General features: G+C 71.1%; 15 protein-coding genes. 8 read left to right on the plus strand and 7 right to left on the minus strand.

Annotation, left to right across the window (positions count from 1 at the left end):
• Positions 1 to 78 precede the first annotated feature (78 nt).
• Positions 79 to 741: a DsbA family oxidoreductase gene (locus Msi02_RS06820; RefSeq protein WP_204047571.1), complete on the minus strand. Its 663-nt coding sequence runs from the start codon at positions 739 to 741 to the stop codon at positions 79 to 81.
• Positions 742 to 854: 113 nt separating this feature from the next.
• Here Msi02_RS06820 and Msi02_RS06825 point away from each other — a divergent pair, with 113 nt between their 5' ends.
• Positions 855 to 1,502 (plus strand): PadR family transcriptional regulator, encoded by a 648-nt coding sequence (locus Msi02_RS06825; protein WP_204047572.1) that lies wholly within the window; start codon positions 855 to 857, stop codon positions 1,500 to 1,502.
• A gap of 138 nt (positions 1,503 to 1,640) precedes the next feature.
• Positions 1,641 to 2,819 carry an FAD-dependent oxidoreductase gene (locus tag Msi02_RS06830; RefSeq protein WP_204047573.1) on the plus strand — a complete coding sequence of 393 codons (1,179 nt, stop codon included), beginning with the start codon at positions 1,641 to 1,643 and terminating at the stop codon, positions 2,817 to 2,819.
• Here Msi02_RS06830 and Msi02_RS06835 read toward each other — a convergent pair.
• Together Msi02_RS06835 and Msi02_RS06840 are read right to left on the minus strand one after the other, a co-directional pair.
• A complete protein-coding gene (locus Msi02_RS06835; RefSeq protein ID WP_204047574.1) occupies positions 2,740 to 4,305 on the minus strand; it encodes an MFS transporter in 1,566 nt (521 codons plus the stop codon). The genes Msi02_RS06830 and Msi02_RS06835 overlap by 80 nt on opposite strands.
• 181 nt (positions 4,306 to 4,486) lie before the next feature.
• Positions 4,487 to 5,398 (minus strand): MBL fold metallo-hydrolase, encoded by a 912-nt coding sequence (locus tag Msi02_RS06840; RefSeq protein WP_239108184.1) that lies wholly within the window; start codon positions 5,396 to 5,398, stop codon positions 4,487 to 4,489.
• 130 nt (positions 5,399 to 5,528) lie between these two features.
• On the opposite strand from Msi02_RS06840, the gene Msi02_RS06845 reads away from it, so the two are divergent.
• A complete protein-coding gene (locus Msi02_RS06845) occupies positions 5,529 to 6,542 on the plus strand; it encodes an AraC family transcriptional regulator (RefSeq protein ID WP_204047576.1) in 1,014 nt (337 codons plus the stop codon).
• Positions 6,543 to 6,659: 117 nt separating this feature from the next.
• On the opposite strand, the gene Msi02_RS06850 is transcribed toward Msi02_RS06845, so the two are convergent.
• Positions 6,660 to 7,358, minus strand: a complete 699-nt coding sequence (locus tag Msi02_RS06850; protein ID WP_204047577.1) for an SRPBCC family protein — start codon at positions 7,356 to 7,358, stop codon at positions 6,660 to 6,662.
• 128 nt (positions 7,359 to 7,486) lie between these two features.
• Here Msi02_RS06850 and Msi02_RS06855 point away from each other — a divergent pair, with 128 nt between their 5' ends.
• From Msi02_RS06855 to Msi02_RS06875, 5 genes are all read left to right on the plus strand, one after another.
• Positions 7,487 to 8,437, plus strand: coding sequence for an oxidoreductase (locus Msi02_RS06855; RefSeq protein WP_204047578.1), 951 nt, complete (start codon positions 7,487 to 7,489; stop codon positions 8,435 to 8,437).
• Positions 8,438 to 8,791: 354 nt separating this feature from the next.
• On the plus strand, positions 8,792 to 10,261 hold the full coding sequence (locus tag Msi02_RS06860) for a cytochrome ubiquinol oxidase subunit I (RefSeq protein ID WP_204047579.1): 1,470 nt from the start codon (positions 8,792 to 8,794) through the stop codon (positions 10,259 to 10,261).
• 11 nt (positions 10,262 to 10,272) lie between these two features.
• Positions 10,273 to 11,184: a cytochrome d ubiquinol oxidase subunit II gene (cydB, locus tag Msi02_RS06865; protein ID WP_204047580.1), complete on the plus strand. Its 912-nt coding sequence runs from the start codon at positions 10,273 to 10,275 to the stop codon at positions 11,182 to 11,184.
• Positions 11,185 to 11,241: 57 nt separating this feature from the next.
• Positions 11,242 to 11,502, plus strand: a complete 261-nt coding sequence (locus Msi02_RS06870; protein WP_204047581.1) for a type II toxin-antitoxin system VapB family antitoxin — start codon at positions 11,242 to 11,244, stop codon at positions 11,500 to 11,502.
• Positions 11,499 to 11,891, plus strand: a complete 393-nt coding sequence (locus Msi02_RS06875) for a type II toxin-antitoxin system VapC family toxin (RefSeq protein WP_079314128.1) — start codon at positions 11,499 to 11,501, stop codon at positions 11,889 to 11,891. Before Msi02_RS06870 ends, Msi02_RS06875 begins: the two co-directional genes overlap by 4 nt.
• Positions 11,892 to 11,897: 6 nt before the next feature.
• Here Msi02_RS06875 and cutA read toward each other — a convergent pair whose 3' ends face one another.
• From cutA to Msi02_RS06890, 3 genes are read right to left on the minus strand one after another with little or no spacing between them, the layout of a single operon-like run.
• The gene (gene cutA, locus Msi02_RS06880; protein ID WP_204047582.1) at positions 11,898 to 14,282 is read right to left on the minus strand and encodes an aerobic carbon-monoxide dehydrogenase large subunit; all 2,385 of its coding nucleotides are present in this window, start codon (positions 14,280 to 14,282) and stop codon (positions 11,898 to 11,900) included.
• A complete protein-coding gene (locus tag Msi02_RS06885) occupies positions 14,279 to 14,767 on the minus strand; it encodes a (2Fe-2S)-binding protein (RefSeq protein WP_204047583.1) in 489 nt (162 codons plus the stop codon). Before Msi02_RS06885 ends, cutA begins: the two co-directional genes overlap by 4 nt.
• Positions 14,764 to 15,639, minus strand: coding sequence for an FAD binding domain-containing protein (locus Msi02_RS06890; protein WP_204047584.1), 876 nt, complete (start codon positions 15,637 to 15,639; stop codon positions 14,764 to 14,766). The genes Msi02_RS06885 and Msi02_RS06890 overlap by 4 nt, the downstream gene beginning before the upstream one ends.
• Positions 15,640 to 15,652: the final 13 nt, after the last annotated feature.

A 15,652-nucleotide genomic window follows, 5' to 3' on the forward strand; every position in this document is an offset into this window, starting at 1 on the left:
TCGCCGCCGATCGGAAGAACCGGCGCACTCTGCCGAAGAATCGCCGTCCTGTCGTCAGACCCTGCCCGGACGGGTGGCTTACACCGCGCAGGCGCCGTCGTCGCAGTCCTCGCCGCCCGGCACGCGTACGGTCCTCTCCTGGGCCGTACGCGCCTCGACCTCCCGGAGGGCGGCCACGAGCGTCTCGACGGGCTGCGCGCCCGAGACGGCGAACTTCTCCTCGAACAGGAACAGCGGGACCGCGCGGACGCCGAGCGTTCGAGCCCGGGCCAGTTCCGCGCGCACCTGCTCGGCGCCGTCCCCGGTGTCCTCGACGCCGGTCTCGGCGGCGAGCGTCGCCAGCGTGGCGGGGTCGCCGACGTCGAGGCCGTCGGTGAAGTGCGCCCGGAAGAGCCGGTCGGCCATGTCGCCGTCGCGCCCCGCGCGCCCGGCCAGCCAGATCAGCCGGTGCGCCTCGAAGGTGTTGGCGGCGACCGCCCGGTCGAAGCGGAGGTCCAGCCCGTCCTGCGCCGCCACGCCCGTGACGTGCCCGGTCATCTGCGTCACCCGGGCGGCGCCGCCGAACTTGCGCTCCAGCGCGGACAGCAACGGCTCACCGCTGGAGACCCCGTCGGGGTCGAGCTGGAACGGACGATGGGTGACCTCGACGTCCCCCTCGTAGAGGCCCACGGCCTGCCGGAGACGGTGGTGACCGATGTAGCACCACGGACACACGACATCGGAGAAGATCTCGACTTTCACGACATGTCCCAACCAGCGCCTCCGGCGGCCGATTCCCGGCCGGCTGGTCTTGCGGTCAGGAACTCGCGTACGTATATTCGTGGACGAGTAAACAAGCAAGAGGGTGATCGGCGATGGCGAAGCGGCGCAAGGTGGCGAATCTGCTGGCGTTGGCGGTGCTCTCCGCGCTCGCGCATCGGCCGATGCATCCCTACGAGATGGCGGCGGCCCTGCGTGGCTGGAACAAAGAGCACGACATGGGGATCAAGTGGGGGTCTCTCTACACGGTCGTCGGCAACCTGGCCAAACACGGGCTGATCGAGGAACTGGAGAGCGGCCGTCAGGGGCGCCGCCCGGAGCGGACCGTCTACCAGATCACCGAAGCGGGCCGGGAGGAGCTGGTCGACTGGACCCGGGAGCTGCTCAGCGTTCCCCACACGGAGTTCCCGTGGTTTCGAGCCGGCCTGTCGGTCATGGCGGTGCTCCCCCCGGACGACGTGGCCGGGCTGCTCACCGACCGGCTCGCGGCGATCAGGAAGGGGATCGCCGGGCTGGAGGAGCTCTACGAACGTGACAGCGCGCAGGTGCCGCGCCTGTTCCTCATCGAGACGGAGTACGACCTGGCGATTCTCAAGGCGGAAGAGGGCTGGATCCGCGCCCTGCTCGAAGAGCTCACCACGGGCACCTTCCCCGGGCTGCCGGAGTGGCGGGCCTTCCACGAGAGCGGCGGGCTGTCAGCCGAGATGAAGGAACTCGCGGAAAACAACATCACCGACAATTAGCCCTGGTGGCGGTGCTGCAACACCGCCACCAGGAGAACCTTCGAACCGACATGCGGTGGCCCGAAGATGCAACGAATCGAGAATAACGGGTCTCCTCCCATGGCGGTTCGGCGAGCACGTCAACCGACAGGAGGAGAAATGAAGAACGTCGCGATCATCGGCGGCGGCATCGCCGGCCCGGTCACCGCGCTGGCGCTGGGCAAGGCGGGCATCGGCGCCACCATCTACGAGGCGTACCCGACCGGCGCCGACGGCGTCGGCGGATCGCTCGCCCTCGCCCCCAACGGCATGGCGGCGCTGGAAATCGTCGGGGTGGCCGACGCGGTGCGGGCGGCCGCGCAGCCCAGCACGCGCTCGGTGATGACGCTCGCCAATCGCACGCGCCTGGAGTTGCCCAGCCTGTCCGAGGTCGGACCGCTGCACGTGGTCCGGCGCGCCGACCTCTACCGGGCACTTCACGACGAGGCCGTGAAGCAGGGCGTCGACGTCGAGTACGGCAGAAGGCTCACCGGGGTCGAGGGCACCACAGCGCTCTTCGACGACGGCAGCCGGGCCCGGTTCGACGTCCTGGTCGGCGCCGACGGCGTCCACTCCACCGTGCGCCGGATCATCGATCCGGACGCGCCCGGGCCGAAGTGGACCGGGATGCTCGGCCTGGAAGGGGTGTCCTCATACGAGGTGCCCGAGGATCCGGGGACGATGGTCTTCGCCTTCGGCAGGCGCGGCTTCTACCTGTACTGGCGCAACGCGGCGGCCGGCAGCACCTGGGGCGTCAACCTGCCCTACCATCGCCCCCTGCCCCTCACCCAGGCCCGCGAGGTGCCGCGCGAGGAGTGGATGCGCATCCTGCGCGAGACGTACGGCGAGGACGTGCCCGGCGGTGACCTGCTCCGGCACACCCCGGTCACGTCGATGCAGGTGACGGGCGCGCTCTACATCATGCCCAGCGTCCCGCACTGGCACCGCGACCGGATGGTCCTGGTCGGCGACGCCGCCCACGCGCCGTCGAACAGCTCGGGACAGGGCGCGTCGCTCTCCATCGAGAGCGCCGTCGAGCTCGCCCGTTGCCTGCGGGACATCGAGGACGTACCGCAGGCGTTCGCCACGTACGAGCGGCTCCGCCGTGCCCGGGTGGAGAAGGTGGCGGCACGCGCCTCCAAGATCAATCACGCCAAGACACCGGGCCCGGTCGTGCAGAGGCTGATGCCGCTTCTCATGCCGCTGATGTTGAAGACGTTCATGAATCCGGACAAGACCGTGGGCCCGGAGCAGCGCTACCGCATCGACTGGGACGCGCCCGTCGGCACCCACGCGTAGGTCGGGAGCCGAACCACACAGGCCGGTTCCGCCGCGGCGGAACCGGCCTTCGGTTGGAAGGCGGTCGCTGCCGGATGTGACGAGGCGAACGGGCTCGGGGCAGGAGGAGGGCTATGAGCAGGCCGATCGCCGTCGTACCTGCCGCGACCAGGAAGGAGACGCGGAAGCCGTGCATGGTCGGGACCGCGACCCCGTTCACGTCGTTCGCGGTGTTGGCGATGACCATGCCGATGACGGCGCTGGAGGCCGAGGAGCCGATCGAGCGCATCAGGGTGTTGAGGCCGTTGGCCGCGCCCGTCTCCGAGGCGCGGACAGCGCCGACGATCAGAGCGGGCAGGGAGGAGTAGGCGAGGCCGATGCCCGGGCCCAGGATCACCGTGATGACGAGGCTCTGCCAGGGGGCGCTCATCAGGCCGAGGCCGGCCCCGTAGCCGATCGCGATGATCATCATGCCGAGGATCAGGGTGACCTTGGGGCTGTACTTCGCGGACAGCCGGGCGTAGAGGGGGGCCGTGAACATCATGGTCAGGCCGAGCGGTGCCACGAGCAGGCCGGCGACCACCATCGACTGGCCGAGGCCGTAGCCGGTGGCCTTCGGCAGCTGGAGCAGCTGGGGAAGGACCAGCGAGGCGGCCAGAAAGGAGATGCCGACCGTGATCGAGGCGAGGTTGGTGCAGAGAACCGCGGGGCGGGCCGTGGTGCGCAGGTCCACCAGCGGTGCCTTGAGACGTAGCTCCATCACGGCCCACAGGACGAGTACGACCGCCGCCGCGGCGAACAGCCCGAGGGTGGTCCCGGAGGTCCAGCCCCAGTCTCTGCCCTTGGTGATCGGCAGCAGGAAGAGGACCAGACCGGCGGACAGCCCGATCGCGCCCAGGACGTCGAAGGTGCCCTGCGCGCGGATTGGGGATTCGGGGACGACGAGGAGGGTGAGGGCGATGCAGAGGATGCCGAGGCCGGCGGCGCCGTAAAAGAGGGCGTGCCAGTCGGTGTGCTGGGCGACCAGGGCCGCGGCGGGCAGGGCGAGGCTGCCGCCGACGCCCATGGAGGAGCTCATGAGGGCCATCGCCGAGCCGAGCCTCTCGCGGGGGAGCGTGTCGCGCATCAGGCCGATGCCGAGGGGTATCGCGCTCATCGCGAAGCCCTGGAGGGCCCGGCCTGCGATCACCGTGAGCAGGTCGCTGGTGAGGGCGCTGACGAGTGCGCCGATGACCATCACCGCGAGGCTGAGGACCAGCATGCCGCGCTTGCCGTGGAGGTCGCCGAGACGGCCCATGATCGGTGTGGCGACGGCGCCGGAGAGCAGGGTCGAGGTGATGACCCAGGTCGCGTTGCTCGGTTCGGTGCCCAGCAGTTGCGGCAGGTCTTTGATCACCGGGACCGGCAGGGTCTGCATCACCGAGACCACGACGCCCGTGAAGGCGAGCACCGGGACGAGGGCCCCGCTCGCTCTTGCTGTGGGCTGGTCGGTCGACGTGTGCGTCATGAAGAAGGCCTCCAGACCGGGAGGTCGGGTGGTTCCGTGCGGGAGCTGGCTGGGCTGGGTGGCGATCCAGCGCATCGGTGTAGACGACCGTCGCCCCTCTGCGGCGGTGGTGTGGTGCTCGGTGATCCTGGTTTCGTCTGTCCCCGCGCGAACGAGGCCTGGGGGACGCCGGGCCAAAGGCTCACTCGGAGACCGACGCCGTCTTCTTCGGGTTCGCCGTCGCCCATGCGCCGAGGGCGAATCCATCGCCCTCCCGCCGGACTTCCACCGCGCCCGCACCACCGAAGTGCGCGGGGACGAGCAGTTCCCGTTCATCCGCCGCCCGCCCGAGAATCCGGCGGCGGCTGGCCACCGCTTGTTCCGGGGCCAGGCAGGCGTTGCTGTTGCAGCAGGGCTGGAGGATCTGCACCGGGCTGTGCAGCAGGTCTCCGACGAAAACCGCCCGGTCGCTCCCGGATGCGAGCCGCAGCACGGACGAGCCGGGGGTGTGGCCGGGCGCGGACTCCAGGGTGAGGTGTTCGTCGATGCGATGGAGGCCGTCCCACAGCACGGCCTGTCCGGCCTCGTGGATGGGCGCGATGCTGTCTTCGTAGATCAGGCGGTCGACCTTCTGCGCGCCGTTGCCGTACGCGTTGTCCGGACCGTAATGGAAGTCGTCCGCGGCGGGAATGAGGTATTGGGCGTTGGGAAACGCCGGTACCCACTGCCCGTCCGCGTCGACGGTGTTCCAGCCGACGTGATCGACGTGGAGATGGGTGTTGACGACGACGTCCACGTCTTGCGGGCGAACACCAGCCTCCGCCAGAAGGCCGGGGAGATCACTCTGAGACTGGTGGAAGGGCCCCATGCCCGGTCGCTCGCGTCCGTTGCCCGCACCGGTGTCGACCAGGACGGTCCGCCCACCGCTGCGCAGCACCCAGGTCTGCAGAGCAAGCACCGCACGGTCGCCGTCCGGCTCCCAGTGGTCCGGTGTCAGCCAGTCCTCGTTGTCCCTCCATACATCGGCGGCGACCGCCGGGAACATGCCCGAGGTGGGCAGGAACGGTTCATGCCATTCGACGACCCGGATGACCTCGACGTCCCCCAGCACCATGCTCTGCACACTCTCGTTCTCGTTCGTCATGCGCTCGACCTTAAGAGCACCGAACGATCTTTTCGATGCGCGTCGAGCTCAAAAAGATACGAATCCGTCTCACGCATGAGGCGGGAGATAACCTGGACGGGTGGATGTGGTGAGCGACGCGATCTCTGCCGCGCACCTCGGGCACCCCTGGTTCCACCGGGTGCGGACGAGTGGGAGCTGGTGCGCGCGGCTGGACCCGTACGAAGGCGCGGGCTTCTACGTCGTCTTGAAGGGAAGCAGTTGGCTGCTGACCGACGGCGGCGTACGGGTGACGCTGGGCGTGGGTGACGCGGTGCTGCTGCCTCATGGCACAGGGCATGTGATCGCCGATTCCCCCATCGACGCGGCGGTCGCGGAGGAGAAGGCGGTGCCGTTCGAGCAATGGCTCATGGAGGCAGGGCCGCGAGCCCGATCTGGTCGTGACGAGACGGAGCTGCTCTGCGGCAAGTACTGGCTCGACTGCAGCCGCATGCACCCGCTCATGGCAGAGTTGCCCGAGGTCGTCCACCTCCCCAGCCGAGTGGGCAGCCACCTCGAACTCCGTGCCGCGATCGATCTGCTCGCCGGTGAGTTGGACGAGGTGCGGCCCGGCTCCTGCGTGGCCCTCCCGAGCCTGCTCGATCTCCTCCTCGTCTACATGATTCGTTCCTGGATGACCGAGACCACCAGCGGAGCCTGGCCCACCGCACTGGGCGACCCGGTGACGGCCGCCGCCCTGCGGGCGATGCACTCGAAACCGGCCGCGCCGTGGAGCATCGACCGCCTGGCCGCGGAGGCGGGCGTCTCCCGTCCCACCCTGGCACGCCGGTTCACCACCCTGGTCGGCCGCCCTCCGATGGCTTACCTCACTTGGTGGCGCGTGATCCTTGCCGCCACCCTGCTCCGCGACACCCCCGAAACCCTGGCCACGATCGCCGGCCGAGTCGGCTACAGCAGCCCGTACGCACTCTCACACGCCTTCGAAAGGGAGTTCGGCACTACACCGGGGCGATATCGAGCGAAGGCCGCAGAGCGCTCCGCTCCCACCGCAAGCCCCCAACCGGCGTCAGAACAAACCGACGCCGGAAAGTCGGTCAGGCAGCGACTCCACAGTTATCGCGAAACGACACGGTAGTCACGCCGGAAACCTCCATCAACCAGCGCGAACCCCCGACGACCCAAGGACCGACGATCAAGAGCGCGGCCCGTTCCTGCCGTATTCCGTCCTGCCCAGTGGCGGCTGTGGCGGCTTCTACCTGCGGCGGCCTTGGCGGCCGAGGAGCCAGCCGATGACGGCGCTGCCGAGCGCCACCCCTGCGCCCGCGCCGAACGCCGCGAGCATCGTCCAGGCGGGCACGCCCTGGCGGGGCGCGGCCGGGGCCTCGCGGGTGAACACTCGCGGCGCGGTCTCCCCGGTCACGGCCGCCATCGCCGCACGGGCCGCCGCGTCGCCCGCCGCCGCCGTCGCGGCCTCGGAGACGGCGGCCTCCGGGGATCCGGCGGGGACGGCGGAGACGGACAGCAGGTGCCGCTCGACGGCGGAGAAGAACTCCCCCGCGGTCTTCTTGGCGACCGAGGCGAGCATCCGCTGCCCCACGCCGCCGATCATGCCGCCGACGACGGCCTCGGCGTCGTAGTCGATCCGGGTGCCGCCCCCGGCGTCGCTGAGCCGTACGGCCACGGTCGCCTCGACCGTGCCGGGGGCGCCCTGACCGCGCGCGCCGAGCGTGAACCGGTCCGGCTCCTCCTGGTCGCGCAGCGCCACCTCGCCCTGGTAGACGCCCTTGATCGAGGCGACGCCGGCGGTCACCGTCATCGCGTACACGTTCTCGCCGATCGTCTCCAGGCGCTCGCAGCCGGGAATCGTCCGCACCAGGACGCCGGGGTCCTGGAGGGCGTCCCAGACCCGCTTGCGCTCCGCCGCGACCAGCGCGCTGCCTGAGACCTTCATGGGCCACCTCCGATGCCGAGCACCCTAGAGAATCACCCGTACGCCGAGAACGGCAAGATCTGCCCCGGCACGGCGCCGCGGTCGTGCAGAGTTCACATGCCCCGGCGTAGGGCGCCCTATCGACGGCCATGCCATGGCGCCTCGCCGCCCGCCGTACTCCACCCCTCGCAGGCCGTACGCCCGCTTGCGCCGCGGGGCAGGGCTACATGAACACGCCGGGGCTGCACACGGACGAACAGGTGGCGGGGTGGCGTGAGGTGACCGGCGCCGTCCACGCCGCGGGCGGCAGGATCGTGGCCCAGATCATGCACGCCGGAGGGGTCGGCCACCCCGACAACACCGGCAGGCTGCCGGTCGCCCCCTCGGCCGTACGGGTCGGTGAGCAGATCTTCACGCCGACGGGCCCCCAGGACACGCCGGTCGCCGTGGAGCTGTCCACCGCCGAGGTGGAGGCGACGGTCCGCGACTTCGCCACCGCCGCGCGCCGCGCCGTGGAGGCCGGGTTCGACGGGGTCGAACTGCACGGGGCCAACGGCTACCTCATCCACCAGTTCCTGTCCCAGAACGCCAACCTGCGCGACGACCGGTACGGCGGATCGGTGGCCGGCCGGATCCGGTTCGCCGTGGAGACCGCCAGGGCCGTCGCGGAGGAGATCGGCCCCGACCGGGTCGGCATCCGGCTGTCCCCTCTCAACGGCGCCCAGGGACTGGTCGAGGAGGACGCGCACGAGCTCTACCCCGCGCTGGTGTCCGCGCTCGCCGACCTCGACCTGGTCTACCTGCACCTTGTGGCGACCGGCGGCGACGAGCTCAACGCGCGGATCCGCGACCTGTGGCCGAACGCGCTGATCGTCAACGACCCGGTTGCGACCGACCCCGCCTCCGCCGCGGAGAGACTGCTCGACTGGGGCGCCGACCTGGTCGCACTGGGCAGGGCCTTCCTGGCCAACCCCGACCTGCCGCTGCGCCTGCGCGTCGGCGCGCCGCTGAACGAGGCCGACCTGAGCACCGCGTTCGGCGGCGACCACCGCGGCTACACCGACTACCCCACGCTGGCACTCCACCCGGCCGCCGCGTAGGGGCGCCGTACACCCACCCATCGGCCCGGCCTTCGCGCCGTCAACCGCGCGGCGTACGGGCGAATCAGCCGCGCGGCGGACGCGGCACTTGTCATCGTTCGTCCATTCTTGATCCCGTGCCTCTCCCAGGAGGCGCTCCCGGCAGGACAGGACCCCTGTCCCTGGCGACCGGGACGGTCCGACCGCAATCGTCGGTACTGCAAGCAACGGGATCCGGCACCGCGAACCGGGGTCCGGGCGGCGCACCGCCCGGCTGTGACGAAGATCGCACCTCGCGGAGCCCTAATGCTCTACAGCTTGTAGTACTACTGGAAATAGAACTACGAGCTGTAGAGCTCCGGGCGTGAGGGAGACATGGACGCGCTTGACCTGGCACGGTGGCAGTTCGGGGTGACCACCGTGTACCACTTTCTCTTCGTACCCCTGACGATCGGGCTGGGCGTCTACGTCGCCGGGCTCCAGACCGCCTGGCACCTGACGGGCAAGGAGCACTACCTCAGGCTCACGAAGTTCTTCGGCAAGCTCTTCCTGATCAACTTCGCCATGGGCGTGGTCACCGGCATCGTCCAGGAGTTCCAGTTCGGGATGAACTGGAGCGAGTACTCGACCTTCGTCGGCGACGTGTTCGGCGCGCCGCTGGCGCTGGAGGCGCTGCTCGCGTTCTTCCTGGAGTCGACGTTCCTCGGCCTGTGGATCTTCGGCTGGGACCGGCTGCCCAAGCGGGTCCACCTCGCCTGCCTATGGGCGGCCGTCATCGGCTCCAACCTGTCCGCGTACTTCATCCTCGCGGCCAACGCCTGGATGAAGCACCCGGTCGGCTACGAGGTCGTGGACGGCAGGGCCAGGATGACCGACCTGTGGGCGGTGCTGACGAACTCGACGGCCCTCGCCCAGGTGCCGCACGTCGTCGCCGCCTCGTTCGTCGTGGCGGGCGGGTTCGTCATCGCCGTCGCGGGCTACCGCATCCTGCGCGAGCGTGGCCTCGGCCTGCGGCCGGGCCGCCCGGCCCGTACGGCCGCCGGGGACGCCACCACGCCGATGCGCCGCCTCCCGGACATGTGGCGGACCAGCCTGCGCGCCGCGCTCGTCATGACGGCGATCGCGGGGGCCGTCGTCGCCGGCAGCGGTGACCTGTCCGGCCAGTTGCTGCGCGAGCAGCAGCCGATGAAGCTCGCCGCGGCTGAGGGCCTGCGCCACGACACCGCCGGGGCGCCGTTCTCGATCGCGCCCGGCGTCGAGGTGCCCGGCCTGCTCAGCCTGCTCGCCGCGCACGACCCCGGCGCGACGGTCCAGGGCGTCGACGACATCCAGGCGCGGTACGAGAAGACCTTCGGGCCGGCCGACTACACCCCGAACCTGCCGGTCGTCTTCTGGTCGTTCCGCGTGATGATCGGCTTCGGCATGGCCACGGTGGGCCTGTCCGTGCTCGGCCTGTGGCTGACCCGGCGGCCCAGGCGGCGGCACGGCGGCATGGCGAAGCCGGTGCCCGACTGGTTCGCCCGCCTGTGCGTGCTGGCGCTCCCGCTGCCCGCCATCGCGATCATCTCCGGCTGGCTGCTCAGCGAGATCGGCCGCCAGCCGTGGACCGTCCAGGGCGAGCTCATGACCGCCGCCAGCGTGTCGCCCGGCGTCTCGCTCGGCGAGGTGGCGATCACCCTGGCGATCTTCACGGTCCTGTACGGCCTGCTCGCGGTGGCCGAGGGCGTGCTGCTGGTGCGGCACGTCAAGGCGGGCCCGGAGCTGCCGCCGGTCGAGAGCGCGCCCGCCGGCGCCGTTCCCGCCCGCCCCGACGAGGCGCGGCTCACGCCGACGCTCATGTACTGAGGAGCCACGAGATGACGACCTTCTGGTTCATCGTGATCGCGTTCCTCTGGACGGGTTACTTCGTCCTTGAGGGGTTCGACTTCGGGGTGGGCGCACTGCTGCCGCTGCTGTCGCGGTCGGAGGCCGACCGCAAGCAGGTGCTTGGCACCATCGGGCCGGTCTGGGACGGCAACGAGGTGTGGCTGATCACCGCGATCGGGGCGATGTTCGCCGCCTTCCCGGCCTGGTACTCCGGCCTGCTGAGCGGCTTCTACCTGGCGGTCTTCCTCGTCATCGCCGGCCTGGTCGTACGCGGGGTGGGCCTGGAGTGGCGGGGCAAGGTCCACTCCCGGCGCGAGGTCGCGCTCTGCGACGCCGGGATCGTCACCGGCAGCGTGCTGCCCGCGTTCCTGTGGGGCGCGATCTTCGGCAACCTGCTGTTCGGCACGGCGCTGGCGACCGTGCTCGGCGGGGCCCTGTCGCTGTCGGTGGCCGTGCTGCACGGCGCGGTGTTCGTGGCGCTCAAGACGACCGGCGGGGTCCGGGCCCGCGCCCGCCGCGCCGCGCTGCTCGCGGCCGTCGGCGCGGTGCCGGTCGCGCTCGCCACGCTGCCGTCCGTGCCCGGCAAGGGGCCCATGTGGACGCTGGGCACGGCCCTGCTCGCCGCCGCGGCGCTGGCGGCCGGGGTGACGCTGGTCTGGGGCCGCCGCGAGGGCTGGGCCTTCACCGCGACCGCGACCGCGATCGCCGCGACGACCGCCACCGTCTTCGGCGTGCTGTGGACCGCTCCCCTGCCCGGTCTCACGCTGGCCGAGGCGGCCTCGGCGCCGTACACGCTGACCGTCCTCACCTGGATCGGCCTGATCGCCCTGCCGGGCGTCATCGCCTACCAGGCCTGGACCTACTGGGTCTTCCGCAAGCGCCTCACCGCCGGAGTCCACTGACTCAAGAAAGGCAGAAGGGGTAGAGTCCGAAGGTAGATAGGGCAGAAAGGGGTGGCCGTGAGCTTGAACATCAAGAATCCCGAAGCCGAGCGGCTGGCGGCCGAGATCGGGGCGCTGACTGGTGAGAGCAAGACCGCCGCCGTTGTTTCCGCCCTACGGGAGCGGCACGAGCGGCTGCTCGCGAAGCTCCAGCAGACCGAGGACGCCTCAATGGCAGAGGACATCCTCGCGCTTGCCGCGAAGATTCGCTCGCGAGTAGGTGAGCTGGAGCTGTCCAGCGACTTCCTCTACGACCCTGAGACCGGACTTCCGTCGTGATCATCGACACCAGCGCGATCGTCGCGATCCTCAACGGAGAGCCGGACGCCATCGACCTGGCCAGAGCCATCAGGGATGCGCCGACGCGACGGATCTCGGCGGGGACCTACGTCGAGTTGGCCGCGGTGGTCGAGCGTGCCCGTGACCCCGCCGCGTCACGGCTCCTGGACGACCTTCTCGCCCGGATGAGGGTGCAGATCATGCCGGTCACACCTGAGCAGGCTCGGACCGCGCGCCGGGCCTACTGGGACTACGGCAGGGGCAGCGGCCACAAAGCAGGACTGAACTTCGGCGACTGCTTCTCCTACGCGCTCGCGAGAGAGTGCCAGGAACCACTCCTGTTCAAGGGTGACGACTTCATTCACACGGACGTGACTCCGGCGCTCTGACCGTGCTCACCGTTCCAGGCGCAGGTGGTGGAGGTCGGAGGGGGAGATGGGCATCCGGGCGATCGTGATGCCCTCGGCGTCCTCGACCGCGGAGGCGATGACGGCCGAGACGGGGATGACCCCGGCCTCCCCCGCGCCCTTGATCCCGAGCGGGTTCAGCGGCGAGGGCGTCTCCAGGTGGGCCGTCTCGATGCGCGGCACCTCCGTGGCGTACGGCATCAGGAAGTCCATGAACGAGGCGTTCAGCAACTGGCCGTGCTCGTCGTAGACCATCTTCTCGTACAGCGCCCCGCCGACGCCCTGGGCGACCCCGCCGTGGATCTGGCCCTCGACGATCATCGGATTGATCAGCCTGCCGCAGTCGTGGACGACGGCGTAACGCAGGATCCTGATCTCCGCGGTGTCCGGGTCGGTCTCCACGATCGCCGCGTGCATGCCGGCCGCGAAGGTGGACCTGACCGGCGAGTAGTAGTCCCGGCCCTCCAGGCCCGGCTCCTCCCCCTCGGCCACCGGCGGCCGGTCGTCGGAGGCGGGCCCGGCGAACTGCGTGGCCCGCTTGGCCTCCTCGTCGAAGGCGTACCGCAGCGGGTTGGACAGCACGGCGACGGTCGCCAGCGGGATCGACGCCGACGGCACGCCGGCCACGTGGACCATCCCGTCGGTGATCTCCAGATCGCGTGGGTCGGCCTCCAGCGCCTCCGCCGCGATCCGCAGCGCTTTCTCCCTGACCTTCCGGCAGGCGAGCGCGATCGCGTTGCCGCTCATCACCGCCGCCCGTGAGGCGAAGGTGCCCACGGCGTACCCGAAGCGCCGGGTGTCGCCGGTGACGACCGACACCTTCTCGATCGGCACGCCGAGCTCGGTGGCCGCGATCTGCGCGAACACGGTCTCGTGTCCCTGCCCCTGGGAGGTCAGGCCGGTCGAGACGTGCACCCGCCCGTCGGAGGTGACCTGCACGTGCCCGCCCTCGTACGGGCCGACGCCGGTGCCCTCGACGTAACAGCCGACGCCGATGCCGACCCTGCGTCCTTCGGCCGCCGCGCGGGCCTTGATCTCGGGGAAGGAGTCCCAGCCGATCAGCTCCTTGAGCATGCGCAGCGCCTCGGGGTAGTCGCCGCTGTCGTAGATCAGCGGGCGCCCGTCCTGGAACGTCATGCCCTGGTCGTACGGGAACTCGTCCGGCTGGATGAAGTTGGCCGCGCGGACCTCCGTACGGTCCCTGCCGAGGTGGGCGGCGATGCGGTCCATCGTCCGCTCCATGCAGAACACGCCCTGCGGGCGGCCCGCGCCCCGATAGGGCGTGACCTGCACCGTGTTGGTGTAGATCGAGGAGAACTCGACCCGGTAGGCCCCCACCTTGTACGGCCCGAGCAGCTGCGTCGAGGTGATGATCGGCACGATGATCCCGTACGGCGTGTAGGCGCCGTGGTCGTGCAGGATCTCGACCTCCAGGCCGAGGACGCGCCCGTCGTCGTCGAACCCGACCCGCACGTGCTGGACCTGGCCGCGCTCGTGTGACGACGAGACGAAGTGCTCGCGCCGGTCCTCGGTCCACTTCACCTCGCGGTTCAGCAGCCGGGCCGCCCACGGCACCAGGATCTCCTCCGGCCACGGGTGGACGATCTTGACTCCGAACCCGCCGCCGACGTCCGGGGCGATGACCTCCACCTTGGGCAGCGGCAGCCCGAGCTTGGCCGCGATCGCCATCCGCACGCTCGTGGACGTCTGTGTGGAGGAGTAGACGCGCAGCGACCCGTCGTCGGCGTCCCAGCGGGCGTACACGCCCTTGCCCTCCAGGGGCGTGCACGCGCTGCGCTCGACGTCGAGGCGGAACTCCAGCGTGTGCGGGGCGGCCTCGATCGCCTCCCGCGCGGTCAGGCCGCCCGGTCCCGGCACCTCCTGCACGAGGTGCGCGCCGACGTTGCCCGGCACGTCCTCGTGCACCAGATGCACGCCGCGCACGGCCTCCTCGATGCCCACGACGGGCTTGAGGATCTCGTAGTCGACCCGGATCAGGGCGCAGGCGTCCTCGGCGAGGTAGCGGTCACGGGCGACGACCATCACGACCGGCTCACCGACGTGCCGGACGATCTCCCGGGCCAGCGGGTACGCCGTACGGCCGTGCGTGAGCGCGGGGTGCGGGATCAGCAGCGGCAGCGGCTCGGCCAGCGCGCCCGGCAGGTCCTCCCACGTGTAGATCGCGACCAGGCCCTCCACGTCGAGGGCGGCCGACACGTCGATGTCGAGGATCCGCGCGTGGGCGTGCGGCGACCTGACGAAGGCGGCGGCCAGCGCACCCGCGCCCAGGTCGTCGAGGTAGCGCCCCTGCCCGGTGATGAGCCGGGCGTCCTCGCGCCGCCGGACCGGCTCGCCGAACAGCTTGGTCGTCACCGGTCCTCCTCCGCCTGAAGCTCCGCCGCCCGGTGGACGGCCTTGAGGATGTTCTGGTAGCCGGTGCACCGGCACAGGTTGCCCGCGACGGCCTCCAGCGCCTCCTCCTCGGTCGGCGCGGGGTTGTCCCGCAGGAACGCGGTGACCGTGCACAGGAACCCCGGCGTGCAGAACCCGCACTGCAGGGCGTGGCACTCGGTGAAGGCCCGCTGGACCGGCGACAGCTCGCCGTCGCGCGCCAGCCCCTCCACCGTCGTGATCTCGTGGCCGTCCACCGTGACGGCGAGCGTCAGGCACGACCGCACCGGCTCGCCGTCCAGCAGCACCGTGCAGGCGCCGCAGACGCCGTGCTCGCAGCCCACGTGGGTGCCGGTGAGGCCGAGGTCGTGGCGCAGGCAGTCGGACAGCAGCCGCCGCCCGGGCACCGTCGCCTCCCGCACGACCCCGTTGACCGTCAGCGTCACGTGATGGCGTGTCTCGTTCACGATTCCTCCCCGCGGGCCGCGGAGGCGGCGTCCCGCAGCGCCCGAGCGGCGAGCACCCCGGTGAGGTGCCGCCGGTAGTCCGCCGTGGCGTGGATGTCGCCCTCCGGCTCGATCCGGTCCCGTACGGCTCCCGCCACGGCCGCCCAGTCGGCCGAGGCGGCCGGGCGCGGGCCGCACGCGGCGGTCACGTCCACGACCACCGGGACCGGTCCCACGCTCACGCAGGCCACGCGGGCGGCGGCGATCCGGAAGTCCTCGTCCAGCGTGACGGCGGCGGCCACCCCGGCCACCGCGTAGTCGCCGTGCCGCCGCGCCACCTCGTGGAAGGCCGTGCCCGACCGCCCGGGCAGCGCCGGGAAGAACGCCGACACGGCCAGTTCGCCGGGCCGCAGCGCCGACTCCATCGGGCCGGTGAAGAACTCCGCGGCCGGCACCTCCCGCTCCCCGCCCCGGCTCGCCAGCCGTACGGACCCGCCGAGCAGGGCGAGCACGGCGGGCATCTCGGCGGCGGGGTCGGCGTGGACGAGGCTGCCCACCACCGTGCCGCGGTTGCGGATCACGGGGTGGGCGACCAGCCGCAGCGCCTGCCGCAGCAGCGGCTGCGCGGCGGCGGCCTCCGGCGAGCGCTCCACGGCGGCGTGGCGGGCCAGGGCTCCGACGCGTACGCCGGACGGCCTGGCCTCGATCCCGTCCAGGCCGGGCACGCGGTTCACGTCAATGATGTGGGCGGGCGCGGCCAGCCGCATGTTGAGCAGCGGGATCAGGCTCTGGCCGCCGGCCAGCACCTTCCCGCCGGGCCCGGTCTCGGCGAGGACGTCGAGCGCCTCGCCGAGGGTGGCCGGGCCGTGGTAGCCGAACGGGGGCGGCTTCACCGCGTTCGCACCC

This window comes from Microbispora siamensis, from assembly GCF_016863095.1.
GTDB classification, from domain to species: domain Bacteria; phylum Actinomycetota; class Actinomycetes; order Streptosporangiales; family Streptosporangiaceae; genus Microbispora; species Microbispora siamensis.

Excerpts from the sequence above, each read along its gene's own strand:
- Msi02_RS06825 (WP_204047572.1), top strand. The coding sequence starts at position 855 with ATGGCGAAGCGGCGCAAGGTGGCGAATCTGCTGGCGTTGGCGGTGCTC.
- Msi02_RS06830 (WP_204047573.1), top strand. The coding sequence starts at position 1,641 with ATGAAGAACGTCGCGATCATCGGCGGCGGCATCGCCGGCCCGGTCACC.
- Msi02_RS06835 (WP_204047574.1), bottom strand. The coding sequence starts at position 4,305 with ATGACGCACACGTCGACCGACCAGCCCACAGCAAGAGCGAGCGGGGCC.
- Msi02_RS06840 (WP_239108184.1), bottom strand. The coding sequence starts at position 5,398 with ATGGTGCTGGGGGACGTCGAGGTCATCCGGGTCGTCGAATGGCATGAA.
- Msi02_RS06850 (WP_204047577.1), bottom strand. The coding sequence starts at position 7,358 with ATGAAGGTCTCAGGCAGCGCGCTGGTCGCGGCGGAGCGCAAGCGGGTC.
- Msi02_RS06855 (WP_204047578.1), top strand. The coding sequence starts at position 7,487 with ATGCCATGGCGCCTCGCCGCCCGCCGTACTCCACCCCTCGCAGGCCGT.
- Msi02_RS06860 (WP_204047579.1), top strand. The coding sequence starts at position 8,792 with ATGGACGCGCTTGACCTGGCACGGTGGCAGTTCGGGGTGACCACCGTG.
- cydB (WP_204047580.1), top strand. The coding sequence starts at position 10,273 with ATGACGACCTTCTGGTTCATCGTGATCGCGTTCCTCTGGACGGGTTAC.